Genomic DNA, 24,519 nt, shown 5'->3' with positions numbered 1-24,519 from the left:
CGGGGCCGTACGGCTCAGTACGGCCCCGCGTACGCCGCACGTTCCACCCCACGGGCCCGGGGAGTACACCGCGTCCCCTCAGGCCACGTGCACCGGCCGCCAGGGCGGGGTCCGTGTCCCTCAGTCCTCCGGCGTGAACGTCCTGAAGGCCGTGTCGCGCAGGGAGCGGCACTCCGCGCCGTTGCACTTGCCCTTCTCGCACGTGATCATGATGGCGTAGCCGTGCTCGTCGTCCACCTTGAACCCGCGGTCGAGGACCTGGACGCGCCTGCCGTCCTGGTCGCGCTCGAAGGACCAGTCGGCCACGGTGGGGTAGTCGTGGCCGTCCCAGTTCCGGACCTCCTTGATGCCGAGGCCCTTGTAGTTCTTCATGCTGTGCTTCGCGCCGGACTCGGACTCGCGCCACGCCTTGACGGCGTCCGCCTGCGGCTCGGGCCCGAAGTCGACCTGGAGCCGGGGGAAGCCGCCCTCCGCGCTGTAAATGGCCCCGGAGTGGTCGCCCGCCGTGCCGGTCTGCTTCCAGCCCTTGGGCATGTCGATCTCGAACTCGTACGCGTCGTTCTCGACCCGCCCGAAGCCGGCCTTGGTGCCGTGCCTGGCGTCACCGGGTGCCTGCCGGTCCACCACGCCCGGCAGTTCGCCCGTCGCCGACGCGGAGGCGGGCTTGACGGCCTTGCCGGTCCTGGCGCCCTTGTCCTCGCCGCCCCCGTCGTTGCCCACCGCGAAGGCGAGCACCGTGCCGACCACGGCGAGCACGACCACGACCGCCACGATGACGAGCGTGCGGCGCGGCACGACCTCCATGACCGAGGCCCGCTCCCAGGTCACCCGCTGCAGCCCGCCCGTGCGGGGCGCGCCGTCGTGGGAGACCCGCGTGGCGGCACCCGCGTCGCCCACGGCGGCGGCCTTCGCGGCCGACTGCTTCGGCGAACCCTCGGAGGCGGAGGCGGCACCGGCCTTCTTCGAAGACGGCTTCAAGGACGGCTTCAGGGACGACTTCAGCGACGGCTTGCCCGAGGGCTTCGCCGACGCCGCCTTCTCCCCGGCCCGCGCCGCGGCGGACCGCGACGGCGGCTCCGGGATCGCCGGTATGGCGATCGCCTGCGTCGCGTCCAGCTCCGGCTCCGGCTCGGGCGGCTTCGGCAGCCGCTCGTCCGGGGCGTTGACCGCGCCGGTCAGCAGCGCCCGCGCGCCGGCCTCGTCCAGCCGCTTCTCGGGGTCCTTGGCGAGCAGTCCGTACATGACCTCCGCCAGCGGTCCCGCGTTCCGGGGCGGGCCCAGCGGCTCGGTCATCACGGCGGTGAGGGTGGCTATGGCCGAACCCTTGTCGTACGGAGGGGCGCCCTCGACGGCCGCGTACAGCAGGCCGCCCAGGGACCACAGGTCCGCCGGAGGGCCGGGCTTCTGGCCGCGCGCCCGCTCCGGGGATATGTACGAGGGGGCGCCGACCAGCATTCCCGTCGAGGTGACCGACGGGTCGCCCTCGACCTGCGCGATACCGAAGTCGGTGAGCACCACACGGCCCTCGTCCGCGATCAGCACGTTGGACGGCTTCACGTCGCGGTGCAGGATGCCCTGGCGGTGCGCGGCGCCGAGCACGTCCAGGACGGCCAGCCCGACCTCCGCGGCGCGCCGCCACTTCAGCGGCCCGTCCTCACGGATGACGTCGGCGAGCGAGCGGCCCTCGATGAGCTCCATGACGATCCACGGCCGGTCGTCCTCGTGCACCACGTCGTAGACGGTGACGGCGCCCGCGCTGCGGATGCGGGCGATCGCCTTGGCCTCGCGCAGCGTGCGCGTGATCAGGCGGCGCTTCTCGTCCTCGTCGATGTTGGCCGGGAACCGCAGTTCCTTCACCGCGACCGTGCGCCCCAGGGTCTCGTCGGTCGCCCGCCAGACCGTGCCCATGCCGCCGCGCCCGAGGACGTCCCCGAGGCGGTACCGCCCGGCCAGGAGGCGCCCTGCCGTGCCCTGCGTCTGCTCCGCCTCCGACATGCGTCCCCTCTGGCAATCAGCTCTGCGACCAACCCACCCTGGCAGAGCCACCATTGTCTCTCATCCGCGGACCGGTGGAAGGCCAGGGTCCGAGGGCCCCCGGATGATGGCCGCATGCCGACACCCCGCCACAGCCCCGCAGCACGCCCCGACAGCAACCACGCGGACCCCGCCTGACCTGCGCCGTCGTCACAACGGTGCTGACGGTGGCACAGCGCTGTGCCACTCCGCCCGGGTCTTCACTGAGGGACCCGCTTTCGGCCGGAGCGGTTCCCGGACCGGCCGGGCTGTCACGGGATGCTCATGCGTGCCCTGTTAACGGACCGTATGTGCGGATCGGTAGGCGATGCCCCCTCAGTTATCGCGTCAACAAGGACACTCCCCGCTCACTCACACGAAGACGAGCTCACCCACACGAAGACGGCCGGTTCCGCTTGAACCGGCTCATCAGATCGGCTGGACGTCCGGCGCGCCCAGCCGCGCCGCGTCCGCCGTCAGGTCGTCCGGCTGCAGCTGCGATTCGCGCTCCGCCTCCACCCGCTTCTCGTACCGCTCGACCTCCTTCTCGACCTGCGTGTGGTCCCAGCCCAGCACGGGCGCCATCAGCTCGGCGGCCTCGCGCGCGGAGCGGGTGCCGCGGTCGAAGGTCTCGATGGAGATGCGGGTACGGCGCGTCAGGACGTCGTCCAGGTGGCGCGCGCCCTCGTGCGAGGCGGCGTAGACGACCTCCGCCCGGAGGTAGTCGTCGGCCCCGGTGAGCGGGTCGCCCAGGGTCGGGTCGGACATGACGAGGTCCAGCACCTCGTTCACCATCGAGCCGTACCGGTTGAGCAGGTGCTCGACGCGGGCCACGTGCAGCCCGGTGCGCCGGGCGAGCTGCGCGCGGCCGTTCCACAGCGCGCGGTAGCCCTCGGCGCCCACCAGCGGCACGTCCTCCGTGACGCACTCGGCCACCCGCTGCGTGAGCCCGTGCACCGCCTCGTCCACGGCGTCCTTGGCCATCACCCGGTAGGTCGTGTACTTCCCGCCCGCGACGACCACCAGCCCCGGCACCGGGTGTGCCACCGTGTGCTCGCGGGAGAGCTTGCTCGTGGCGTCCGACTCCCCCGCCAGCAGCGGCCGCAGCCCGGCGTAGACGCCCTGCACGTCGTCGCGGGTGAGCGGCGTCGCGAGCACGGAGTTGACGTGCTCCAGCAGATAGTCGATGTCGGCGCTGGACGCCGCCGGGTGCGCCTTGTCCAGGTCCCAGTCGGTGTCGGTCGTGCCGATGATCCAGTGCCGGCCCCAGGGGATCACGAAGAGCACGCTCTTCTCCGTACGGAGGATCAGGCCCGTGCTGGAGTGGATGCGGTCCTTGGGCACGACCAGGTGGATGCCCTTGGACGCCCGTACGTGGAACTGGCCGCGCTCGGCGATCAGCTTCTGGGTGTCGTCGGTCCACACACCCGTGGCGTTGACGATCTGCCGGGCCCGGATCTCGAACTCGCCGCCCTGCTCCAGATCGTGCACCCGGGCGCCGACGACCCGTTCACCCTCGCGCAGGAATCCCACCACGCGCGCCCGGTTGGCCACGTCGGCGCCGTAGGCCGCCGCCGTGCGCACGAGGGTGGTGACGTAGCGGGCGTCGTCCATCTGGGCGTCGTAATACTGCAGCGCGCCGACGAGGGCGTCCTTCCGCAGGCACGGCGCGACCCGCAGCGCGCGCTTGCGGGTGAGGTGGCGGTGGGTGGGCAGGCCGCGGCCGTGGCCGGAGGAGAGGGACATGGCGTCGTAGAGGGCGACGCCCGAACCCGCGTAGAAGCGCTCCCAGCCGCGGTGCTGGAGGGGATAGAGGAAGGGGACGGGCTTGACCAGGTGCGGCGCGAGGCGTTGCAGCAGGAGCCCGCGCTCCTTGAGCGCCTCGCGCACGAGGGCGAAGTCGAGCATCTCCAGATAGCGCAGGCCGCCGTGGATGAGCTTGCTGGAGCGGCTGGAGGTGCCCGCCGCCCAGTCGCGCGCCTCGACGAGCCCCGTCGACAGACCGCGGGTCGCCGCGTCCAGCGCGGTGCCCGCGCCCACGACTCCGGCGCCGACCACCAGGATGTCCAGTTCCCGCTCCGCCATCCGGGCGAGCGCCTCGCCGCGTTCGCCCGGCCCGAGTGTCGCTGTCCTCACCGCTGCCTCCCGCTCGACCGCTGTCACTGCCGTTCACTTCAGCCGCGCTCCCGTCCGGGTCGCGGCCGTACACCGAGCTCTGATCCCACCTCGTGTCACTGCCGTCCGGAGGGCCCGCCGTGGGGGCGGGGACCCGCTCTCCTTCGATGCTGCCTCAGATCGCCCGCTCCGGCCGTGCCGGAACCACACGGGCGCGAGCCACGGCGCCGCAATCCCTCATAACAGTCATATATCCGCTTAACCTGATGTACGCCCTCCAGGTCGTCCAAGGACCGGCCCTCCGGGAAGGACCGCCTCGCCATGCCCGCAGATCTCGCCGTCATCGGTCTGGGCCCCCTCGGCCTCCCTCTGGTCCGGGCAGCCACCGCCGCCGGCATCGCCACCATCGGCTACGACCCCGACCCCTACACGGTCGCCGAGCTCCGCGCCGGGCGGCTGCCCTCGGAGGGCGTCGACGGCACCCTCACCGCCGCCGACGTCCGCCGGATGCTCGCCGCCGGCTTCCGGCCGACGACCGCGGACGCCGAGCTGGGCAGGGTCCGTACGGCCGTGATCTGTGCCCCCACCCGGCTGGGCGAGGACCGGGCGCTGGACCTGACGCCCGTCGGGGACGCGGCCCGTACGCTCGCGGCGCGGCTGCGCCCGCACACCACGGTGCTCCTGGAGTCAGCCGTCTACCCAGGAGCCACAGAGGAATACCTGCTTCCCTTGCTGGAGGCCGGCTCCGGTCTGTGCGCCGGGCGCGACTTCCACCTGGCGTACTCCCCCAGCCGCGCCGACCCCGGCAACCGCCGCCACAGCTACACCACCATCCCCAAAGTGCTGGGCGGGCTCACCCCGGCCTGCACAGAGGCCGCCGCCACCTTCTACGGGCGGATCTGCGAGAAGATCGTCCGCGCGCGCGGACCGCGCGAGGCGGAGACCGTGCGGGTACTGGAGACCAACTACCGGCACGTCAACATCGCACTCGCGAACGAGATGGCCGTCTTCTGCCACGACATCGGCGTCGACATGTGGGACGTCGTGCGGTGCGCCGAGACCAAGCCCTTCGGCTTCCAGCCGTTCCGCCCGGGCCCCGGCGTCGGCGGCCACGGCGTGCCCGTGGACCCCAACTACCTCTCCTACAAAGGCCGCAGCCTCGGCTATCCCCTGCGCATGGTCGAACTCGCGCAGGAGGTCAACGGGCGGATGCCGCGCTACGTCATCCAGCGCTGTGCCACGCTCCTCAACGAACACGGCAAGTCCGCGCGCGGCGCGCGCGTCCTGCTGCTCGGCGTCAGCTACAAGGCGGACATCGCCGACCAGGAGGGCTCGCCCGCCCGCGAGATCGGCGCCCGGCTGATCGAACTGGGCGCCCAGCTCAGCTATCACGACCCGCACGTCGCGCAGTGGCGCGTGCTCGGGCAGCCCGTGCCGCGCGCGGACTGCCTCTACGAGGCCGCGTCGGAGGCGGACCTGACGGTGCTCCTCCAGCACCACCGCACCTATGACCTCCAGGGGTTGGCGGTGAAGGCGCAGCTCCTGCTGGACACCCGGGGGGCGACGCCGGCCGGGGCCGCCCACCGGCTGTGAGAGCCCACCGGAGCGCGGCGGGCGGCCGCCGCTGCCCGGCTACAGCCGGCCCGTGCCCAGCAGCCGGTTCGGCTGCGCGTCCAGGACCGTCTTCAGCGACGCGAAGTCCTCCACACAGCGCCCCGTGCCGATCGCGACGCAGTCCAGCGGCTCGTCGGCGACGATGACCGGGATGTCGAGCTCCTTGCTCAGCCGCACGTCCAGGCCCCGCAGCAGCGCGCCGCCACCGGTGAGGACGATGCCGCGGTCCATGATGTCGCCCGCGAGCTCCGGCGGCGTCTCGTCCAGGGTCTGGCGGACCGCCATGACGATGGCGTCCACGGGCTCGGCCAGCGCGTGCCGGATCTCGTCGGCCGTCAGCTCCAGCGTCTTCGGCAGACCACTGACCTGATCGCGACCGCGAATGGTGAAGCGGTCCGGCGGCAGCAGGCCCTGCGTCTCCTCGGGGTCGCCGCCGACGTCCTCCAGACCGTCGTTCTTCTCCAGCTGCTTGGCGAGCGCGGTGAGCCCGGCGGCGGTCCAGGAGCCCGTGGGCGAGGCCGAGCCGATGCTCATCTTGATTTCCTCGGCGGTGCGTTCACCGATCGCGAGGGCGAACTGCTTCTTCACGTACGACGTGATCGCCGTGTCCATCGCGTCCCCGGCGGTGCGCACGGAGCGGGCCGTGACGATGCCGCCCAGCGAGATCACCGCGACCTCGGTGGTGCCGCCGCCGATGTCGACGACCATGCAGCCGGTCGGCTCGCTGACCGGCAGCCCCGCGCCGATCGCCGCCGCCATCGGCTCCTCCACCAGGTGCACCTGGCGGGCGCCGGCCCGGGACGCGGCCTCGATGACCGCGCGCCGCTCGACACCCGTGATGCCGGACGGCACGCACACCACGACGCGCGGACGCGTGAAACGGCGGTTGCCCAGCACCTTCTTGATGAAGTGCCGCATCATCCGCTCGGCTATCTCGAAGTCGGCTATGACGCCGTCGCGCAGCGGGCGGACGGCGACGATGTTCGAGGGGGTGCGGCCGATGGTCTCCTTGGCCTCCGTACCGACCGACAGCACGCTGCCGTCCTCGGCGTTGACGGCGACAACTGATGGTTCGTTGAGCACAACCCCCTTACCCCGCACGTACACCAGCGTGTTCGCCGTGCCGAGGTCGATCCCCATGTCCCTGCCGCTGAACGACTTGCTTTGCGCCATAAGGTGCCATTATTCCTTAGAGTCGAACTTTTATACGGAGTTCACAGCGGGCCGCTCGCTGTCGGTGACAGCGGTGACCGCACTGTCGCGGCGCCCGCTCCCTCTTGTCCTGCTCTTTCGCACAAGAGGTCACACTCCCCATGAGTCACCCCCGGCATCAGCGGTTCCCGCAAACGACCTGCCGACGGCGAAACGACGAAGGGCCCGGACCGCCGAAGCGGTCCGGGCCCTTCCGCCCTGCTGAAGGTCAGCGGTTGTCGTGCTGCGACGGCGCGACCGTCACCTCGACCCGCTGGAACTCCTTGAGCTCGCTGTAGCCCGTGGTGGCCATGGCACGGCGCAGCGCGCCGAACATGTTCATCGACCCGTCCGGCGTGTGCGAGGGACCGGTGAGGATCTCCTCGGTGCTGCCGACCGTGCCCAGGTTCATGCGCTTGCCGCGCGGCACGTCCTCGTGGACGGCCTCCATGCCCCAGTGGAAACCGCGGCCCGGCGCGTCGGTGGCGCGGGCGAGCGGGGAGCCCATCATCACGGCGTCCGCACCGCAGGCGATGGCCTTGGGCAGGTCGCCGGACCAGCCCACGCCGCCGTCGGCGATGACGTGGACGTAGCGGCCGCCGGACTCGTCCATGTAGTCCCGGCGGGCGGCGGCCACGTCGGCGACCGCGGTCGCCATCGGGACCTGGATGCCCAGGACGTTACGGGTGGTGTGGGCCGCGCCGCCGCCGAAGCCGACGAGGACGCCCGCCGCGCCCGTGCGCATCAGGTGCAGCGCCGCGGTGTACGTGGCGCAGCCGCCGACGATGACCGGGACGTCGAGCTCGTAGATGAACTGCTTGAGGTTCAGCGGCTCGGCGGCGCCGGAGACGTGCTCGGCGGAGACGGTCGTGCCGCGGATCACGAAGATGTCCACGCCGGCGTCGACGACGGCCTTGGAGAACTGCGCGGTGCGCTGCGGGGAGAGCGCGGCGGCGGTCACGACACCGGAGTCGCGGACCTCCTTGATGCGCTGCCCGATCAGCTCCTCCTTGATGGGAGCCGCGTAGATCTCCTGGAGGCGCCGGGTCGCGGCGGTCTCGTCCAGCTCGGCGATCTCGGCGAGCAGCGGCTCCGGGTCCTCGTAGCGGGTCCACAGGCCCTCGAGGTTGAGCACGCCCAGGCCGCCCAGCTCGCCGATGCGGATGGCGGTCTCGGGCGAGACGACCGAGTCCATGGGCGCGGCCAGGAACGGCAGCTCGAAGCGGTAGGCGTCGATCTGCCAGGCGATCGAGACCTCCTTCGGGTCGCGGGTACGGCGACTCGGGACGACGGCGATGTCGTCGAATGCGTACGCCCGGCGGCCGCGCTTGCCGCGCCCGATCTCGATCTCAGTCACGTGTGTGGCCTTTCCCTACGGTTACGCCCCCAGTATCCCCGACCGGGGAGGATGGGGGCGCATCCCGTACTTACTCTTCGTCTTCGAGGAGCACCTGCGTGGAATCCACCACGTGGACCACGATGACGATCAGCAGACCGTCACTGATCACGTACTCGATCGCGATGTTCTGGGTGAGCGCCAGAGACCGCGTGTTCTCGTCGCTTGAGATCGGGACCGAGATCTTCGGCCGCGGATCGTCCGCAAGCTTCTTGAGGCCCCGCTCCAGCGACGCCTTGCGGTCCTCGGGCAAACTGTCGCGGATTTGAGCCGCGCGCTCGCTGAAACTCACTCCGCACAACATCCGACCCCCTCGATCAGGCGCCTCAAGCGTACCGACTCAGCGCCGCGAGTAGTTCGGCGCCTCGGTCGTCATCTGGATGTCGTGCGGGTGACTCTCCTTGAGGCCCGCCGCCGTGATGCGGACGAACGTGCCCTTGTCCTTGAGCTCCTGGACGTTCGCCGAGCCGACGTAGCCCATGGAGGCGCGCAGGCCGCCGATGAGCTGGTGGGCGACCGAGGACAGCGGGCCGCGGTAGGGCACCTGGCCCTCGATGCCCTCGGGGACGAGCTTGTCCTCGGAGAGGACGTTGTCCTGGAAGTAGCGGTCCTTGGAGTACGAGCGGGCCTGGCCGCGCGACTGCATCGCGCCCAGCGAGCCCATGCCGCGGTACGACTTGAACTGCTTGCCGTTGATGAAGACCATCTCGCCCGGCGACTCCTCGCAGCCCGCGAGCAGCGAGCCGAGCATCACCGTGTCCGCGCCGGCGGCGATCGCCTTGGCGATGTCGCCCGAGAACTGCAGGCCGCCGTCACCGATCAGCGGGACGCCCGCCGCGTGGCACGCCTTCGCGGCCTCGTAGATCGCGGTGACCTGGGGGACGCCGATGCCGGCGACGACGCGGGTGGTGCAGATCGAGCCCGGGCCGACGCCGACCTTGACGCCGTCCACGCCCGCGTCGATCAGCGCCTGGGCGCCGTCACGCGTGGCGACGTTGCCGCCGACGACATCGACGTTGATGTTGGACTTGACCTTGGCGATCATGTCGAGGATGCCGCGGCTGTGGCCGTGGGCGCTGTCGACGACCAGGAAGTCGGCACCGGCCTCGACCAGCGCCTGCGCGCGCTCGTACGCCTCGTCGCCGACGCCGACGGCGGCACCGACGACCAGGCGGCCCTCGGAGTCCTTCGCGGCGTTGGGGTACTTCTCGGCCTTGACGAAGTCCTTGACCGTGATGAGGCCCTTGAGCACACCGGCGTCGTCGACCAGCGGCAGCTTCTCGATCTTGTGGCGGCGGAGCAGCTCGATGGCGTCCTCGCCGGAGATCCCGACCTTGCCCGTGACCAGCGGCATCGGGGTCATGACCTCGCGCACCTGGCGGCCGCGGTCCAGCTCGAAGGCCATGTCGCGGTTGGTGACGATGCCGAGCAGCTTGCCCGCCGGGTCGGTGACCGGCACACCGCTGATGCGGAACTTCGCACACAGCGCGTCCGCCTCGGCCAGCGTGGCGTCCGGGCGGACCGTGATCGGGTCGGTGACCATGCCGGACTCGGAGCGCTTGACCAGGTCGACCTGGTTGGCCTGGTCCTCGATGGAGAGATTGCGGTGCAGGACACCGGCGCCGCCCTGGCGGGCCATGGCGATGGCCATGCGCGCCTCGGTCACCTTATCCATCGCCGCGGACAGCAGCGGGATGTTCACCCGGACGTTGCGCGAGACCCGGGAGGAGGTGTCGACGCCGTTCGGCAGGACCTCTGAGGCGCCCGGCAGCAGCAGGACGTCGTCGTATGTCAGACCGAGCATCGCGAATTTCCCGGGCATTCCGTCGACGTTGTCAGTCATGACACCTTCCCAATGGTCTTGCCCCAGCGCGGACTCCCATGCTAACGGCCGTCACAGGTGTCCCATTCCACGACGACTGAGTCCCGCATCACTTGGATATTCCTACGAAGAGGGGGTACCGAGCGGTTCGGAGCCCCTTCCGTCACTGCTCGGCGAGCGCCCGCAGCCTGCTCAGCGCGCGGTGCTGGGCGACCCGCACCGCGCCCGGGGACATGCCCAGCATCTGCCCCGTCTCCTCCGCGGTCATGCCGATGGCGACGCGCAGCAGCACCAGCTCGCGCTGGTTCTCCGGGAGATTGGCCAGGAGTTTCTTGGCCCACTCGGCGTCGCTGCTGAGCAGCGCCCGCTCCTCGGGGCCCAGGGAGTCGTCCGGCTGCTCCGGCATCTCGTCGGAGGGCACCGCCGTGCTGCCCGGGTGGCGCATGGCGGCGCGCTGGAGATCGGCGACCTTGTGCGCGGCGATGGCCACGACGAACGCCTCGAAGGGGCGGCCGGTGTCGCGGTAGCGCGGCAGCGCGCAGAGCACCGCGAGGCAGACCTCCTGCGCCAGGTCGTCCACGAAGTGCCGGGCGTCGCCCGGCAGCCGCGAGAGGCGGGTGCGGCAGTAGCGCAGCGCGAGGGGGTGCACCAGCGCGAGCAGATCGTGCGTGGCCCGCCGGTCCCCCTCCACGGCGAGGGTCACGAGTGCGCCGATCTCCCCGGGGGCGGCAGCCGCGGGTGACCCCGTCGTGTCGTCGTCGCGCATCGGTCCATGGTGCCTTGACGCCAAGCGATCCACGGCACCGCCTTCATAGTCGTGCATCGAACCGTTACGCGTAGGTGTCCTCGTACTCACGTCTCGCGTCTCCCCCTTCCGGGTATACCCGCCCCCGCCCTCACGACTCCACCGATAGCTTGTGCCGGTAGCGCGCGGCACAGGACAGGGCTTGTCCGTCATGGGGTCATTGCCGGCCGAGTGAGAAGCCTCGGCCTCCGGCCGGGGAGGGGTCACACTCCAAGGATGCGGCATCCCTCGGAGTTTCGGCGCTGGACGGCCGCGCGATGAGGTCACGGCACGGTCACCCACCCGGGTGGCGCGCACCGCGACCTCACGGCGCTGCGCGCCACTCCCGGCTCAGCGGACCAGGCCCCAGCGGAAGCCGAGGGCCACGGCGTGGGCCCGGTCCGAGGCGCCCAACTTCTTGAAGAGCCGCCGGGCGTGGGTCTTCACGGTGTCCTCCGAGAGAAACAGCTCACGGCCGATCTCCGCGTTGGAACGGCCGTGGCTCATCCCCTCCAGCACCTGGATCTCGCGCGCGGTGAGGGTGGGCGCGGCACCCATCTCGGCCGAGCGCAGCCGCCGGGGGGCGAGCCGCCAGGTCGGGTCGGCGAGCGCCTGCGTCACGGTGGCCCGCAACTCCGCGCGCGAGGCGTCCTTGTGCAGATAGCCACGCGCCCCGGCGGCGACCGCGAGCGCGACGCCGTCGAGGTCCTCGGCGACCGTGAGCATGATGATGCGTGCGCCGGGGTCCGCGGAGAGCAGCCGGCGGACCGTCTCGACACCCCCGAGTCCGGGCATCCGTACGTCCATCAGAATGAGGTCCGAACGATCGGCGCCCCAGCGGCGGAGGACTTCCTCGCCGTTGGCCGCCGTCGTCACACGCTCGACGCCGGGCACGGTCGCCACCGCACGGCGGAGCGCCTCTCGGGCAAGCGGGGAATCGTCGCAGACGAGGACGGATGTCATGGCCGTCCTCCGCAGCTGATGCGCGTCACCTTGAGCCTCCAGGCTGGTACTGATCGTCACCTGTGCGATCGACGCTCTCCGGCAGGCTCGGACATCTGCCCGACTGCTTCATCCGTCAACCGCCTCCGCCCTCTCAACGACGGTCACCCGAAAGAGTTACGGGCTCGGTCGGCCACGTTCGGCACTCTACGTGAGGGCTCGGACACGGAGCAGGGCGCATTGGGGGCGCCCTTCGCGGCGCACAAGCTATGCCCCATTTGCCCAGGCAGACCAGTCTTTCTTCCCATTTGCCGGTGTCTATGACTAGATTCGCAATCAGTCATATTTACATCTGCTTCCACGGCAGACGTAGACGGCACAGGCAGTGCGTCCGCATCAGATCGCTCGTGCCGGGCCGCTTCCGCCGGATCCTCCGGCGGATCGCCCCGGCGGATCGCTTCGAGGGGATAGCCATGGCAGATTTCTCCCGCCTTCCCGGTCCCAACGCCGACCTGTGGGACTGGCAGCTCCTGGCGGCGTGCCGCGGGGTCGACAGCTCGCTGTTCTTCCACCCCGAGGGCGAGCGCGGCGCGGCCCGCAGCGCGCGCGAGACCTCGGCGAAGGAGGTGTGCATGCGCTGTCCCGTGCGGGCGGAGTGCGCGGCCCACGCCCTGGCCGTGCGGGAGCCCTACGGCGTCTGGGGCGGCCTCACCGAGGACGAGCGCGAGGAGCTGATGGGCCGCGCGCGGCACCGGGTCATCGCCGTGACCCCCACCAGCGCCTGAGCGCCTCCGGACCGCCCTCCGCTACGAGCGCCCGGCCGCCGTCGCCAGCTGGTCGAGCATCGCCGCCACCGCCGGCACCCGCGCCAGGTCCGGCAGCGTGAGGGCCACGATCTCGCGCTGCACCACCGGCTCGACCGGCACGGTGCGCGCACCCTTGGGGCGTACGGACTCCAGCGCCAGCTCCGGCATCACCGCGACCCCGAGCCCCGCACCGACGAGCCCGAACACCGCCGGGTAGTCGTCCGTCGCGAAGTCGATCCGGGGGGTGAACCCGGCGCCCTCGCAGACCTCCACCAGATGCTTGCGGCAGCGCGGGCAGCCCGCGATCCAGGGCTCCCCGGCGAGCTCCGTGATCCCGATCCGGTCCGCCCCGGCCAGCCGGTGGCCCTCCGGCACCACGCCGATGAGGCGGTCGGTGAGCAGCGGCCGTACGACCAGGTCGTCCCACTCCGCGGCCGCGGCCGGGTCCGCACCGCGCACCTCGGGATAGCGGAAGGCCAGCGCGATCTCGCAGTCGCCGTCGCGCAGCATCTCCACCGAGCGCGGCGGCTCCGCCTCCACCAGCGAGATCCGGGTGCCGGGGTGCGCGGCGCGCATCCGCGCGAGCGCGCCCGGGACCAGCGTCGAGCTGCCGCTGGGGAAGGACACCATCCGCACCCGCCCCGCCCGCAGGCCGGCGATCGCGGCGATCTCCTCCTCGGCCGCGGTCAGCCCGGCCAGGATCCCGGAGGCGTGCCGGACCAGCGCCTCGCCGGCCTGGGTGAGGCGCATCTCGCGTCCGGTGCGGATCAGCAGCGGGGTGCCCGTGGACTGCTCCAGGGCCTTCATCTGCTGGCTGACGGCGGGCTGGGTGCACCCCAGCTCGCGGGCCGCGGCCGAGAAGGATCCGGTGGCGGCCACCGCGCGCAGCACCCTCAGATGACGAGCCTCGATCATTCTTCGAGCATAAGCCCACCTTGGGGGCGATCGTAAATATCGGTTCACTACTTTGAGCGACGTCGCCGGGCTTCCCCATGACCTGCTCCCCGTGGACCTCGGGTGACCGCCCCCGCCCTCGGAAGGGACCTGCCGCCCGGCGTTTCGGCAGCTGGTGACGGGCTGCCCGCCGGGATCCACGAGAAGGCGCTCGCGCACGCGGCGGCCGGGTGAGCCCGATCGGAGACCGGCGAAAAGCGGACAGCGCACCGCCGCGGGGCGTCCCCGGGCTCTAACGTGCCTGTATGACGACTGTATTGATCACAGGAGCGACCGCCGGGATCGGCGCCGCCTTCGCGCGCAAGCTCGCGGCCGACGGCCACGACCTGGTCCTCGTCGCCCGCAACGAGGAGCGCCTGCACGAGCAGGCGACCGACCTCCACGACCGGCACGGCGTGGAGGTCGAGGTCCTCCCCGCCGACCTCGCCGAGGACAAGGGCATCGAGGCCGTCGAGGCCCGGCTCCGCGACGCCGCGCGCCCGGTGCATCTGCTGGTCAACAACGCCGGTTTCGGCAACAAGGGCGCGTACCTCGAAGTGCCGATGGCCGACGAGCTGCGGATGCTCAAGGTGCACTGCGAGGCGGTGCTGCGGCTGACCTCGGCGGCGGCCGAGGGGATGCGGGAGCGCCGGCGGGGTGCTGTCATCAACGTCGCGTCGGTGGCCGCCTTCACCCCGCGCGGCACGTACGGCGCGAGCAAGTCGTGGGTGGTGCAGTTCACCCAGGGCGTGGCCCGGGACCTGGCGGGTACGGGCGTGCGGCTGATGGCCCTGTGCCCCGGTTTCGTGCGTACGGAGTTCCACCAGCGGGCCGGGATGGGCACGGAGAACGTCCCCGGCTGGCTGTGGCTGGACGCGGACAAGCTGGTCGCGGCGGCGCTGCGGGACCTCGCGCACGGCAAGACCCTCTCCGTGCCGGACCCGCGCTACAAGGCGCTCACGGGTCTGATGCGGCTGGCGCCGCGCGGCGCCGTGAGCCGGGCGTCGTCCACGACGGGCCGCAGGTACGGCCCCAAGTGACCGGCCGGCAACGGCCGCGGCCCGGCACCCCTGGGAAGGGGTGCCGGGCCGCGGCCGTGCGATGCGCGTGGCGTCAGTGCGAGTGACCGTGGCCGTGACCGGCCTCGGGCTCCTCGTCGGCCGGCTTCTCGACGACCAGGGTCTCGGTCGTGAGCAGCAGCGACGCGATGGACGCGGCGTTCTCCAGCGCGGAGCGGGTGACCTTGACCGGGTCGATGACGCCGGCCTTCACCAGGTCGCCGTACTCGCCCGTCGCGGCGTTGAAGCCCTGGCCCTTGTCGAGCTCGGCGACCTTGGAGGTGATGACGTAGCCCTCGAGGCCGGCGTTCTCGGCGATCCAGCGCAGCGGCTCGACGGCGGCGCGGCGGACCACGGCGACACCGGTGGCCTCGTCGCCCTCCTTGCCGAGGTTGCCCTCGAGCACCTTGACGGCGTGGACCAGAGCGGAGCCACCACCGGAGACGATGCCCTCCTCGACCGCGGCGCGGGTCGCGGAGATGGCGTCCTCCAGACGGTGCTTCTTCTCCTTGAGCTCGACCTCGGTGGCCGCGCCCACGCGGATGACGCAGACGCCACCGGCGAGCTTGGCGAGGCGCTCCTGGAGCTTCTCGCGGTCCCAGTCGGAGTCCGTGGCCTCGATCTCGGCCTTGATCTGGTTGACGCGGCCGAGGACGTCCTCGGAGCTGCCGCCACCGTCGACGATGGTGGTGTCGTCCTTGGTGACGGTCACGCGGCGGGCGGTGCCCAGCACGTCCAGACCGGCCTGGTCGAGCTTGAGGCCGACCTCCTCGGCGATGACGGTGGCACCGGTGAGGGTGGCCATGTCGCCGAGCATCGCCTTGCGGCGGTCACCGAAGCCGGGCGCCTTGACGGCGACGGCGTTGAAGGTGCCACGGATCTTGTTGACGACGAGGGTGGAGAGCGCCTCGCCCTCGACGTCCTCGGCGATGATCAGCAGCGGCTTGCTGGCGCCGGCCTGGATGACCTTCTCCAGCAGCGGCAGCAGGTCCTGGATCGAGGAGATCTTGCCCTGGTGGATCAGGATGTACGGGTCGTCGAGGACGGCCTCCATGCGCTCCTGGTCGCTGACCATGTAGGGCGAGAGGTAGCCCTTGTCGAAGGCCATGCCCTCGGTGAAGTCCAGCTCCAGGCCGAAGGTGTTGGACTCCTCGACGGTGATGACACCGTCCTTGCCGACCTTGTCCATCGCCTCGGCGATGAGCTCGCCGACCTGCTTGTCCTGCGCGGAGAGCGCGGCCACGGCGGCGATGTCGGACTTGTCGTCGATCGGACGGGCGGTCGCGAGGAGCTCCTCGGAGACGGCCTTGACCGCGGCGTCGATGCCCTTCTTCAGGGAGGCCGGGGAAGCACCGGCGGCGACGTTGCGCAGACCCTCGCGGACCAGCGCCTGGGCCAGGACGGTCGCGGTGGTGGTGCCGTCACCCGCGATGTCGTTGGTCTTGGTCGCCACCTCCTTGACGAGCTGGGCGCCAAGGTTCTCGTAGGGGTCGTCGAGCTCGACCTCGCGGGCGATGGTGACACCGTCGTTGGTGATCGTCGGGGCACCGAACTTCTTGTCGATGACGACGTTGCGGCCCTTGGGGCCGATCGTCACCTTGACCGTGTCGGCCAGCTTGTTGACGCCGCGCTCGAGGGCGCGACGGGCGTCCTCGTCGAACTTCAGGATCTTCGCCATGGTTGCTTCAAGTCCTCTCGTTGCGATCCTCGGCCACGCGTCAGTGACCGGCTATCGCTTCAAACGAACTGCGCCCCGGGCGCCCGGCCGGTGAAGAGCGGGAGCACGGGGCGCAGATCAAAAAACTTCGGGTGAATTACTTCTCGACGATCGCGAGGACGTCGCGGGCCGAGAGGACGAGGTACTCGTCGCCGTTGTACTTCACCTCGGTGCCGCCGTACTTGCTGTAGAGCACGACGTCGCCGACGGTCACGTCGAGCGGAAGACGGTTGCCGTCCTCGAAGCGACCCGGACCCACGGCCAGGACGACGCCCTCCTGGGGCTTCTCCTTCGCGGTGTCCGGGATGACCAGGCCAGAGGCCGTGGTCTGCTCGGCGTCGAGCGGCTGGACCACGATGCGGTCCTCGAGCGGCTTGATGGCAACCTTGGAGCTGGCGGTCGTCACGATCCGACCTCCCCCTTCGGAGATCTCACGGGGTTAACTGTCTGAGGTGGCGACCAGGTCGGATCCGTCGTCGCGGGTGCCGGATCTGCCCGTCGCTGTGTTTGGCACTCCCGGGTGGAGAGTGCCAACGGAAGCGAGACTATGACGCGGTTAGCACTCGGTCAAGCGGAGTGCCAATTCGCCTGCGGCGCGCGCCGTGGCGTGGGGGTGGATCTTCCCCTGGGCCGTCGGCCGTAATCGTCACCCGCACCACCGCTTCGCGGCGGTTGTCCTCAATCGCCGGACGGGCTCGATACGCCGCAGTCAGCGACGGAGCCGCGCCCCTCACTCAGACGTAGTCCTCCAGGCGGGCCACCGTGTAGCCCTGCTTCTGGATGCTGCGCAGCATGTTCGTCACCATCTTGGTCATCGAGGTGCCCTTGAGTTCCTGCGGACCGCGGAAGTGCGCGAGGACGATGTCGCCGGGGCGCAGCTTGTCGCCCTCGGCGTAGCGCATGTCGTTGATCTGCATCGTCGCCTCCCACAGCACGACCGCCTTCACCCCGCAGCTGCCGGCCGCCGTGAGTGTCGCGTCGTTGTAATTGCCGTACGGCGGGCGGAACAGCGGCGGCTTGACCCCGGTCCGCTTCTCCAGCCGGTCCTGCTGCCCGCATATCTCGTGCCGCTGCGCGTCGGGCGAGAGGGTGCGCAGGTTGGGGTGGGAGAGGGTGTGGTTCTCGATGGTGTTCGGGTGGCCGGCATCGCCCCGCAGCTGCTCGAAGTAGCCGTAGCCGCGGCCCGCGCGGGCGATGTCGTCCGTCAGGAACATCGTGAAGGGCAGCTTCAGGTCCTTCGTCATCTTCACGAACTCCGGGTCCTTCTCCGCCCCGTCGTCGAAGGTCAGGAAGACGACCTTGTCCTTGGTGTCCACCCGCCGCACGACCTTGGGCTTCTCCCCCGGCTTCATCCCGTCCGTCACCTTCGCCGCGGGCGGCGCGGGCGGCGCCGCGAGGGGCGCGTCCAGCCCCCAGCGGCGGTACGCGCCGGTGTCGGTGGAGGGCGAGGCCGAGGGCGCTTCCGTACGACCGGTGGCCGACGGCGCGGGCTTCCCCGGGCCGGACGACGATCCGGAACACCCGGAGACGAGTCCGGCGAGCAGCAGGGCGATGGCGGCGACCCGGGGGCCGGATATGGAGGAGCTCACCCTTCCGATTCTTGTTCACTCGTTCGAGTGAAGCGAGGCGGGTGGGCCCTGCCGCTCCCCGGAGCCCGATTACGGAAAGGAGCGGGGCTGGGGAAAGAATGAAACCGTGCCCGCACCGAACCAGCCGACCGAAGCCTTCGCCGCTCTCCTCACCGACGAAGGGCGGCGCCTCCTGGACGAGCTCCGCGATTACGACCCCGCCCAGGAGCTGGCCACCGCCACCCGGCTGCGCCGCGAGCACCCGGCCGAGCTGGTCTCCGCGGCGATCGGGCAGGCGCGGCTGCGGCAGCGGGCCGTCGCGAAGTTCGGGGCGGAGGACGCGTACCGCATGTTCTTCACGCCCAACGGCGTCGAGCAGTCGACGCGCCGGACCGTGGCGGAGTACCGCGCCGCCCGCTTCGCCGCGCTCGGCGTCCGCTCCGTGGCCGACCTCTGCTGCGGCATCGGCGGCGACGCGCTCGCGCTGGCCCGCGCGGGCGTACGGGTCCTCGCCGTCGACCGTGACCCGCTGACCTGCGCGGTCGCGGTCGCCAACGCGGAGGCGCTCGGCCTGGCCGACCTCATCGAGGTGCGCTGCGCGGACGTCACGGAGATCGACACCGCCGCGTACGACGCCGTCTTCGTCGACCCCGCGCGCCGGGGCGGACGCGGCCGGATCTTCGACCCGGAGGCGTACTCACCCCCGCTGTCCTGGGCCGTCCGGGCCGCCCTCTCCGCCCCGCGCGCCGCGCTGAAGATCGCGCCCGGCATCCCGCACGAGGCGATCCCCGACGAGGCGGAGGCCGAGTGGATCTCGGACGGGGGCGACGTCAAGGAAGCGGTGCTGTGGTTCGGCACGGCGCCCGGCACCCACCGCTCGACGCTGCTCCCCTCGGGCGCGACCCTCACCGGCCGCGGCCTGGCCGACCCCGCGGTCCGCCCGGTCGGCCGCTACCTCTACGAACCGGACGGCGCCGTCATCCGCGCCCACCTCGTCGCCGAGGTCGCGGAAGACCTCGCCGGCGGCCTGATCGACGAGACGATCGCCTACGTGACGAGCGACGAACTCCGCCCGACGCCGTACGCGACGCCCTACGAGATCACCGACGTGCTCCCCTTCAACCTCAAGCACCTCAAAAAGCTGGTGCGCGAACGGGAGATCGGCGTCGCGGTCATCAAGAAGCGGGGCTCGGCGGTGGAGCCGGAGGAACTGCGCAAGAAGCTGAAACTCGAAGGGGTGAACTCCTGTGTGATCGTACTTACGCGCGTGGCGGGGGCTCCGACAATGCTGCTGGGGCACCCGGTCCAGGCGTAGCCTGGCAACAGCGACAAGGGAGGACAGCGATGACCGCCGATCCCGTCACCGAACCGGTGAAGAAGCCGCAGGACCCCATCGATCTGTTGATCGCGGTCGAGAAGGCATTCGATGTGCCTGTCCGGCCCGAGTGCATCGAGGGGATGGTGGTCGTGCCACCGCAGCCGGACGATAACCACAACGACAGTGCGGCAGAGCTTTACTTCCAATTGCGCTCAGCGGGCATTCGGCAAGCGGGATACGGCAATGGCTTCCGGCTCGGCTTGAAAGGCGAGCGCACCCGCTCGTTGCTCATCCCCGATTTCTACGTGAAGCGACGCAAGCCCACCGAGGTGGACGAGGCCTACCGCCGGGCTCACCGGGGCTGGTACCCCATCGACCTGCTCGCCCTCGTCGGCGAAGTCACCTCGACCAACCATGAGTCGGACACGGGCCCCAAGTACCGCAGCTACGCCGCCGGCGGAGTGCCGGTCTATGTCGTCGTTCACCGCCAGACGAACCGGGTGTACGTGCACTCCGAGCCCGTACCCGACGTGGACAACCCCGCTCTCAGCCACTACCGGACGACCACGACCACCGAGATCGGCGGCAAGGTCCACCTCCCGGACCCCTACCCCGCGTTGGACACCGCGTTCCTGCTGGAAAGCTGAGGCTCAAGCCCCGGCGCGGGATCACTCGTCGCTGATGCCGTGCACGCGTTCGCGGGTGTGGGCCTGGATGTCCTTGATCGTGATGTCCAGCAGCTGGCTGGACAGGTGGTGCAGAGCGCGGGAGGCCGCCAGTTCGTCGCCGATCGCCGGGACGTTCTCGTCGGCGGGGTGGCAGTGCGCGGTGCCGTCGCCGACCATCGGGCCCGGGGCCCTGCCCGTGAGGCGGGCCTCGGCGGTGACCACGTGGTCGTGTTCCTTGATGCTGACCTCGACAGTCCAGACCTTGTTGCCGCTCACGGGTGGACCTCCTTGCGCGCGCCGGTGCGGTCCCACCACGCTGACACGCGGGTGCGGGGCGCGCACGGGGCCATGGGCCGAACGGGACTTCGCGGTTCAGTGGGTGTAGTCCTTGAGCTCCTCTGTCGCCAAGGTGATGCCGACCGGGTCGGGGAGCGTGACGGTCTCGCCGTACGGATGCGACTTCCGGCTGAGGTACTTCCCGTTCATGGGCTCGCTGTAGACGGTCACCATGCACTCGTCGCGGTCGACGAGGAGGTACACCGGGATGCCGACGGCGGCATAGCCGTCGCGCTTCTCCTTCCGGTCACGGCGATCGGTGTCCGAGTCATGTGAAGTCACCTCGACAGTCATCAGAACACCATCGGGATCGGCCCACTCTCCTTGTCCAGCGAGGAGCCGTATGACCGCGTCGGCGGGCGCCAACTCCACCCTTTCCGGTGGCATCTTGTCGGTCAGGCGCGTACGGGCCATGCCGCGCGCGAAGTGCACCACCGGGGGCAGCCCCGCCGTGAGTTCGCGTACGAGGTCCTTCGGCGACGCGCCTCTCGCCAGCCACTCCGTGGCCAGTTCCTCCAGCTCGCGGCAGTCGCCGCCGACAGCGTCATCCGGGGGTCGGTGCGGCCCAGGGACGCGAGCGCGTCGTACGCCTCCGAGCGCGCCGGTGGCTCGTGGCGCGCCTCCGGGACGACGTCTCCCCTCAGGAACGCCTCCCACCACGCGTCGCCCCGCGCCGTGCGCGAGAAGTACGTCCGCGTCACCCAGTGCATGCTGCCGCCGTCACCCTTGCGGTGCTCCTTCACCATCCGCAGGTGACCCGCCTCCGCGAGGCGGCGGATGGCCGTACGGCACGCGGCCTGGCCGTACGCGGGGATGTTCGCCGCCAGAGTCTTCGCGTCCATGGCCGCACCCTCGGGCAAGCGGTCGACAAACGCGGCGATCAGGGCCTCGCGGGCGGGCAGATGTGCGAAGTCGCCCGCGCGGCGGGGCTCCTGTTCGGGAGCGCTCCGCTTGCCGTAGCCGGGAGTGGCTTGCGGGTGCACGTGCGTGGGGCGCGCGGCGCCACTAGAGTTGGCGTAAGCCATGAGATCAGCCTTGGTGATCTTGTGGGTCAGACCCCGGTTCGGTGCTGCTAACACCTGCCGGGGTCGCTTTGTCGCTGCGAACGCTAGAGCGTGGCGACGAGCCGTCGCAACCCGACCACTGGAAGTTAACTCGTGTGGTGTGCGCGGGGGTTGGAGAGAGGGTGGGTGGGCGGGTGATACCCGCCGTCCATTCCTTTAAGACAGGGCTCGGGGTCCGGACCCCGGATCCCGGAGCTCAAGTCTCGGCCGGGGGGTGAGGCGGCTTTTTCTCCCCTCCCCGCCCCTTCCCGAAACCGGGGGCCGACCCCTGGGCCCCCGGAGCTCAAGTGGTCGCCGCGTACGCGACGAATTCGGCCCAGGCGGTTGCCGGGGTGACCAGCTGGGGCCCGGGTATTCGCTTCGAGTCCCGGACGTGGACGACGTGCGGGCGGGCGGCGACCTCTACGCATTCGCTTTCCGTGTCGCTGTAGCTGGACTTCAGCCACAGCATCGCATCACTCATAGCTCCTCCATCAACTTCCTGATGTAGCACGCAGATTCCTTGGGGCTGAGAGCCAACCGACCGATCAACGCATGGCGTTTGACCGCGATGTTGATTTTTTCGGCTTCCGCATACAGCAAGGCCACCGTCTGACCTTCCTCGAAGCCGAGTCGATCATGTTCGGCCGTCTCCAGCAAGACAAGCGGCCCGTTGAGTCCGACGTGAGCACCGCCGGCAGGCAGGACCTGAACGGTCACGTTGCGCTGCTCCCCCACGTCCAGGAGGCGCTGAAGCTGGCGCTTGTGAGCATCCATGCTGCCGACGGGGTAGCGCACGGCCACCTCACCGATGACGAACTCGAAGGACGTACCCAGCCTCTCCAGCAACTTCTGGCGAGCCAGCCGAGCCACGATTCGGTCCTCGATCGTCTTGTCGTCCACCGGCGGCCAGGTACCTTCGAGCAGCGCACGCGCCGTCTCCTCGGTCTGGAGCAGTCCGGGGATGAGCTGCGGCTGAAAGGAGCTGATGGCGATCGCCTCGGCCTCGTACAGCATGAAGTCGTGCGTCAACCTGTCGGACTTCTCCGGCCCCAGATAGGCGTGCGACGCCAGCAGCAGGCCGTTCGCTCCGCACATTTCGTCGGCCACCTGAAGCAGGCGCAGCGTGGGCCGACGCCTCCCCTGCTCCATCGATTTGACGGTCTCGGCGCCGTAGTTGGCCTCCTTGGCCAAGTCCTCCCGGGACACCCCTGCCAGAGCCCGCCAGAGCTTCATCTGGTTACCGCAATAGCGCCAGTTGATCGGCGGCAGAGAACTCATACCCGTCAACGCGCCCGCCCTTCCCAGTGCCTGAACGGTACGCGCGACGCACGTCCCGCAATCGTCACTTACGAGGCTAGCCACGCCCCGTAACCCTAGGTAGCGTGAACAGAGAAATTCCGCCGCGTGGGGCATACGTCATCGACAGCAGGACCGGAGCGGTCGGCCAAGTCATCGGCCACACACGTGACTTCGCCTTCGTGCGGCTACGCCAGCCCGGAGGGGGCCAGGAGTGGAGCTGCCCCGCTGCCTCCGCTCAGACCACGACGCTCCGCGCCTACCTGCGCGCGCAGGTGTCGGAGATCAACAACCGCCGGAGGCTTGTATGACCACCGGCCCGACGGACGGCCACGAGGCGACGGATGGGCCTGACACCCCGCTGATCCCGCAGCCTGCCAACACTCCGGAAGACCTGCGGGCTGCCGTTGCCAAGGTCATGCCCTCTTCGCTGACGACCTTCGACACCGAGCGCGCTGAAGCTCTGAGAGAAGCGCGCAGCACGGGTAACGCAGGGCCGATGCGCCGGCTCGTCGGCCAGTGGGCGGTGTATGTCGCCATCGCGCGGCACCCGCAGCGTGCGGCAAGATTTCACCACCTCGAAGCCACGGCCGAACGGGCCGATACCGACGCGGAAGCCTGGGCGGCGGCCTCCGAGCTCGGCTGCATCCTCGACCAGGCGTTCGCCGAGGCCGGGCTCCTTCGCGGGCCAGCCGACGAGTGAGCGGCCGCGGCAACCTGCGTCATTCACCACACCCCGCACCCCACAGCGGGCATAGTCGGAAGCGGCCACCCCGAAGCATCGGAGACCGCAGGGAGCAGGCATGGCGAAGACGTTCACGACAACGATCGGCGGCCGGGCCGTGGAGCTGCCCGGAACCATCCACGCCATCCGCGAGGCACTGCCCGCGCAGCAGCGCGAGGAGTTCGCGCACGAGGCCGAGCAGGCCGGCGCGGACGAGATCTCCGGCGTGCTGGCCCGGTGGGCCCTGCGGACGCCGCAGGCACACGACCCGGACGAAGAGGCGCTGGTCGCACGCCTGAAGGCCGGGGACTTCTCCGGTGTCCACTTCGACGACGAGTCGGACGAGTACAGGAGCGCTGGTTGACGTATCGCATCGCCTACACCGACGACGCCGCGGCCGGACGCCGGAGCTTCACCGCCGAACGGCGCAAACTCTTCGAGAACGGGATGGCTTCCCTGGCCCAGGACCCCTACGGCTGCGGTTCCAGCACCGTCCGGGGCGACCGCGACCGGCGCGACGCGACCATCGGCGGCATCGCCTTCATCACCTACCTGGTCAGCATGTCCGTGGTGACCGTGACCGTCGTCAAGCTCGTACCCCTGCCGTAGCGGTCCCGGACACTCACGCCAGATCCGTCAGATCCTCCGCATAGAACGTCGTCAGCGGCTGCGGGCCTATGTACTGCTGGCAATTGCACTGGCCCCGCTCATAGCTCGTCGGCTTCTTCTCCGCGTCCCAGGCGACCGGGACCTCCACCGACTCGTGGCAGCGGCCCTTTTTGTCGTGCTTGGCCAGGTGGTGGGTGCAGCCGCAGACCGGCTCCGGGGGCCTGGACGCGGATTCGAGTGCCTCGTGCTGCCGGCGCTCGGTCTCCAGGAGCTCAAGCTTGCGCTCGTGGCGCGTGCGCAGGGCCATGCGGCCCATGTCGGCCGCCTTGGTGAAGCCTCCGACACCGAAAAAGATCAATACCCACCAGAGCCAATTCACGTCCGGCTCCTCCCCGTCGCCCTGCCCGGTCTCCAGAATAAGTGTTCACCCGGAGGCCCGTGCAGGGCTGTGGATAACTCGCTACCGGCTAAGAGCTCGTAACAGGATCATGGTTTGCGGTTGTTGAGGCGTCTCCAGCAGATGAGGCCGCAGGCCAGGGAGACGAGGGCGTCGTGGAGTTCGA

The 24,519-nt window shown here is 70.3% G+C and carries 26 protein-coding genes and 1 pseudogene; 9 read left to right on the top strand and 18 right to left on the bottom strand.

From position 1 onward, the window contains the following. Positions 1 to 120 precede the first annotated feature (120 nt). Together ACFY1P_RS26390 and ACFY1P_RS26385 are read right to left on the bottom strand one after the other, a co-directional pair. Complete coding sequence (locus ACFY1P_RS26390; protein WP_390752031.1) at positions 121 to 1,995, bottom strand: protein kinase; 1,875 nt, start codon at positions 1,993 to 1,995, stop codon at positions 121 to 123. Between the two features lie 447 nt (positions 1,996 to 2,442). Further along, a complete protein-coding gene (locus ACFY1P_RS26385) occupies positions 2,443 to 4,149 on the bottom strand; it encodes a glycerol-3-phosphate dehydrogenase/oxidase (RefSeq protein WP_361531104.1) in 1,707 nt (568 codons plus the stop codon). Between the two features lie 300 nt (positions 4,150 to 4,449). On the opposite strand from ACFY1P_RS26385, the gene ACFY1P_RS26380 reads away from it, so the two are divergent. Beyond that, positions 4,450 to 5,721: a nucleotide sugar dehydrogenase gene (locus ACFY1P_RS26380; RefSeq protein WP_361531101.1), complete on the top strand. Its 1,272-nt coding sequence runs from the start codon at positions 4,450 to 4,452 to the stop codon at positions 5,719 to 5,721. 39 nt (positions 5,722 to 5,760) lie between these two features. Here the strand turns inward: ACFY1P_RS26380 and ACFY1P_RS26375 are convergent, their stop codons facing one another. The 6 genes from ACFY1P_RS26375 to ACFY1P_RS26350 all read right to left on the bottom strand — a co-directional run bounded on the left by ACFY1P_RS26375 (position 5,761) and on the right by ACFY1P_RS26350 (position 11,898). Then, positions 5,761 to 6,915: a rod shape-determining protein gene (locus ACFY1P_RS26375; protein ID WP_361531098.1), complete on the bottom strand. Its 1,155-nt coding sequence runs from the start codon at positions 6,913 to 6,915 to the stop codon at positions 5,761 to 5,763. A 247-nt stretch (positions 6,916 to 7,162) separates the two neighbouring features. Next, positions 7,163 to 8,290: a GuaB3 family IMP dehydrogenase-related protein gene (locus tag ACFY1P_RS26370; protein ID WP_116212340.1), complete on the bottom strand. Its 1,128-nt coding sequence runs from the start codon at positions 8,288 to 8,290 to the stop codon at positions 7,163 to 7,165. Positions 8,291 to 8,360: 70 nt separating this feature from the next. After that, positions 8,361 to 8,621, bottom strand: coding sequence for a hypothetical protein (locus tag ACFY1P_RS26365; protein ID WP_390752030.1), 261 nt, complete (start codon positions 8,619 to 8,621; stop codon positions 8,361 to 8,363). A gap of 48 nt (positions 8,622 to 8,669) precedes the next feature. After that, complete coding sequence (gene guaB / locus ACFY1P_RS26360; protein WP_361531092.1) at positions 8,670 to 10,172, bottom strand: IMP dehydrogenase; 1,503 nt, start codon at positions 10,170 to 10,172, stop codon at positions 8,670 to 8,672. A gap of 142 nt (positions 10,173 to 10,314) precedes the next feature. Next, the gene (locus ACFY1P_RS26355) at positions 10,315 to 10,917 is read right to left on the bottom strand and encodes a sigma-70 family RNA polymerase sigma factor (protein ID WP_301886704.1); all 603 of its coding nucleotides are present in this window, start codon (positions 10,915 to 10,917) and stop codon (positions 10,315 to 10,317) included. Between the two features lie 369 nt (positions 10,918 to 11,286). Then, on the bottom strand, positions 11,287 to 11,898 hold the full coding sequence (locus ACFY1P_RS26350; RefSeq protein WP_003948568.1) for a response regulator transcription factor: 612 nt from the start codon (positions 11,896 to 11,898) through the stop codon (positions 11,287 to 11,289). A gap of 452 nt (positions 11,899 to 12,350) precedes the next feature. Here ACFY1P_RS26350 and ACFY1P_RS26345 point away from each other — a divergent pair, with 452 nt between their 5' ends. Further along, complete coding sequence (locus tag ACFY1P_RS26345; RefSeq protein WP_361531089.1) at positions 12,351 to 12,662, top strand: WhiB family transcriptional regulator; 312 nt, start codon at positions 12,351 to 12,353, stop codon at positions 12,660 to 12,662. A gap of 21 nt (positions 12,663 to 12,683) precedes the next feature. Here the strand turns inward: ACFY1P_RS26345 and ACFY1P_RS26340 are convergent, their stop codons facing one another. Continuing rightward, a complete protein-coding gene (locus ACFY1P_RS26340) occupies positions 12,684 to 13,598 on the bottom strand; it encodes a LysR family transcriptional regulator (RefSeq protein WP_361531086.1) in 915 nt (304 codons plus the stop codon). Positions 13,599 to 13,882: 284 nt separating this feature from the next. Between ACFY1P_RS26340 and ACFY1P_RS26335 the strand changes: the two genes are divergently transcribed. Next, entirely contained in the window at positions 13,883 to 14,656 is a 774-nt protein-coding gene (locus ACFY1P_RS26335) for an SDR family oxidoreductase (protein ID WP_361531084.1), read from the top strand. 73 nt (positions 14,657 to 14,729) lie between these two features. Here the strand turns inward: ACFY1P_RS26335 and groL are convergent, their stop codons facing one another. From groL to ACFY1P_RS26320, 3 genes are all read right to left on the bottom strand, one after another. Further along, the gene (groL, locus tag ACFY1P_RS26330) at positions 14,730 to 16,352 is read right to left on the bottom strand and encodes a chaperonin GroEL (RefSeq protein ID WP_361526866.1); all 1,623 of its coding nucleotides are present in this window, start codon (positions 16,350 to 16,352) and stop codon (positions 14,730 to 14,732) included. Positions 16,353 to 16,488: 136 nt separating this feature from the next. Then, the gene (groES, locus tag ACFY1P_RS26325; RefSeq protein ID WP_215081936.1) at positions 16,489 to 16,797 is read right to left on the bottom strand and encodes a co-chaperone GroES; all 309 of its coding nucleotides are present in this window, start codon (positions 16,795 to 16,797) and stop codon (positions 16,489 to 16,491) included. Positions 16,798 to 17,125: 328 nt separating this feature from the next. Then, positions 17,126 to 17,980, bottom strand: a complete 855-nt coding sequence (locus ACFY1P_RS26320) for a polysaccharide deacetylase family protein (protein ID WP_361526864.1) — start codon at positions 17,978 to 17,980, stop codon at positions 17,126 to 17,128. Between the two features lie 106 nt (positions 17,981 to 18,086). Between ACFY1P_RS26320 and ACFY1P_RS26315 the strand changes: the two genes are divergently transcribed. After that, positions 18,087 to 19,274 carry a methyltransferase domain-containing protein gene (locus tag ACFY1P_RS26315; protein WP_361526862.1) on the top strand — a complete coding sequence of 396 codons (1,188 nt, stop codon included), beginning with the start codon at positions 18,087 to 18,089 and terminating at the stop codon, positions 19,272 to 19,274. A 29-nt stretch (positions 19,275 to 19,303) separates the two neighbouring features. Beyond that, entirely contained in the window at positions 19,304 to 19,924 is a 621-nt protein-coding gene (locus ACFY1P_RS26310) for a Uma2 family endonuclease (RefSeq protein ID WP_390752029.1), read from the top strand. Between the two features lie 21 nt (positions 19,925 to 19,945). Here ACFY1P_RS26310 and ACFY1P_RS26305 read toward each other — a convergent pair whose 3' ends face one another. From ACFY1P_RS26305 to ACFY1P_RS26285, 5 genes and pseudogenes are all read right to left on the bottom strand, one after another. Further along, positions 19,946 to 20,221 carry a DUF1876 domain-containing protein gene (locus ACFY1P_RS26305; protein WP_361526858.1) on the bottom strand — a complete coding sequence of 92 codons (276 nt, stop codon included), beginning with the start codon at positions 20,219 to 20,221 and terminating at the stop codon, positions 19,946 to 19,948. A 96-nt stretch (positions 20,222 to 20,317) separates the two neighbouring features. Then, positions 20,318 to 20,623 (bottom strand): annotated as a pseudogene (locus ACFY1P_RS26300) (Uma2 family endonuclease); the annotation flags it as partial. Between the two features lie 53 nt (positions 20,624 to 20,676). Next, positions 20,677 to 21,306 carry a hypothetical protein gene (locus tag ACFY1P_RS26295; RefSeq protein ID WP_390752028.1) on the bottom strand — a complete coding sequence of 210 codons (630 nt, stop codon included), beginning with the start codon at positions 21,304 to 21,306 and terminating at the stop codon, positions 20,677 to 20,679. A gap of 322 nt (positions 21,307 to 21,628) precedes the next feature. Then, positions 21,629 to 21,808: a DUF397 domain-containing protein gene (locus ACFY1P_RS26290; RefSeq protein ID WP_390752027.1), complete on the bottom strand. Its 180-nt coding sequence runs from the start codon at positions 21,806 to 21,808 to the stop codon at positions 21,629 to 21,631. Next, on the bottom strand, positions 21,805 to 22,605 hold the full coding sequence (locus ACFY1P_RS26285; protein ID WP_390752026.1) for a Scr1 family TA system antitoxin-like transcriptional regulator: 801 nt from the start codon (positions 22,603 to 22,605) through the stop codon (positions 21,805 to 21,807). Before ACFY1P_RS26285 ends, ACFY1P_RS26290 begins: the two co-directional genes overlap by 4 nt. 104 nt (positions 22,606 to 22,709) lie before the next feature. Here ACFY1P_RS26285 and ACFY1P_RS26280 point away from each other — a divergent pair, with 104 nt between their 5' ends. From ACFY1P_RS26280 to ACFY1P_RS26265, 4 genes are all read left to right on the top strand, one after another. Further along, positions 22,710 to 22,934 carry a hypothetical protein gene (locus ACFY1P_RS26280; protein ID WP_390752025.1) on the top strand — a complete coding sequence of 75 codons (225 nt, stop codon included), beginning with the start codon at positions 22,710 to 22,712 and terminating at the stop codon, positions 22,932 to 22,934. After that, complete coding sequence (locus ACFY1P_RS26275) at positions 22,931 to 23,326, top strand: DUF6247 family protein (protein ID WP_390752024.1); 396 nt, start codon at positions 22,931 to 22,933, stop codon at positions 23,324 to 23,326. The genes ACFY1P_RS26280 and ACFY1P_RS26275 overlap by 4 nt, the downstream gene beginning before the upstream one ends. A 100-nt stretch (positions 23,327 to 23,426) precedes the next feature. Continuing rightward, positions 23,427 to 23,711: a hypothetical protein gene (locus ACFY1P_RS26270; protein ID WP_390752023.1), complete on the top strand. Its 285-nt coding sequence runs from the start codon at positions 23,427 to 23,429 to the stop codon at positions 23,709 to 23,711. Continuing rightward, positions 23,708 to 23,956 carry a hypothetical protein gene (locus ACFY1P_RS26265; RefSeq protein ID WP_390752022.1) on the top strand — a complete coding sequence of 83 codons (249 nt, stop codon included), beginning with the start codon at positions 23,708 to 23,710 and terminating at the stop codon, positions 23,954 to 23,956. Before ACFY1P_RS26270 ends, ACFY1P_RS26265 begins: the two co-directional genes overlap by 4 nt. 13 nt (positions 23,957 to 23,969) lie before the next feature. Here the strand turns inward: ACFY1P_RS26265 and ACFY1P_RS26260 are convergent, their stop codons facing one another. After that, complete coding sequence (locus tag ACFY1P_RS26260; RefSeq protein WP_361526846.1) at positions 23,970 to 24,335, bottom strand: hypothetical protein; 366 nt, start codon at positions 24,333 to 24,335, stop codon at positions 23,970 to 23,972. Between the last annotated feature and the right edge of the window lie 184 nt (positions 24,336 to 24,519).

The sequence above is a fragment of the Streptomyces sp. NPDC001407 genome, assembly GCF_042895325.1.
In the GTDB taxonomy this organism is placed as follows: Bacteria; Actinomycetota; Actinomycetes; order Streptomycetales; family Streptomycetaceae; genus Streptomyces.
This window is presented reverse-complemented; position numbering and strand designations above follow the sequence as displayed.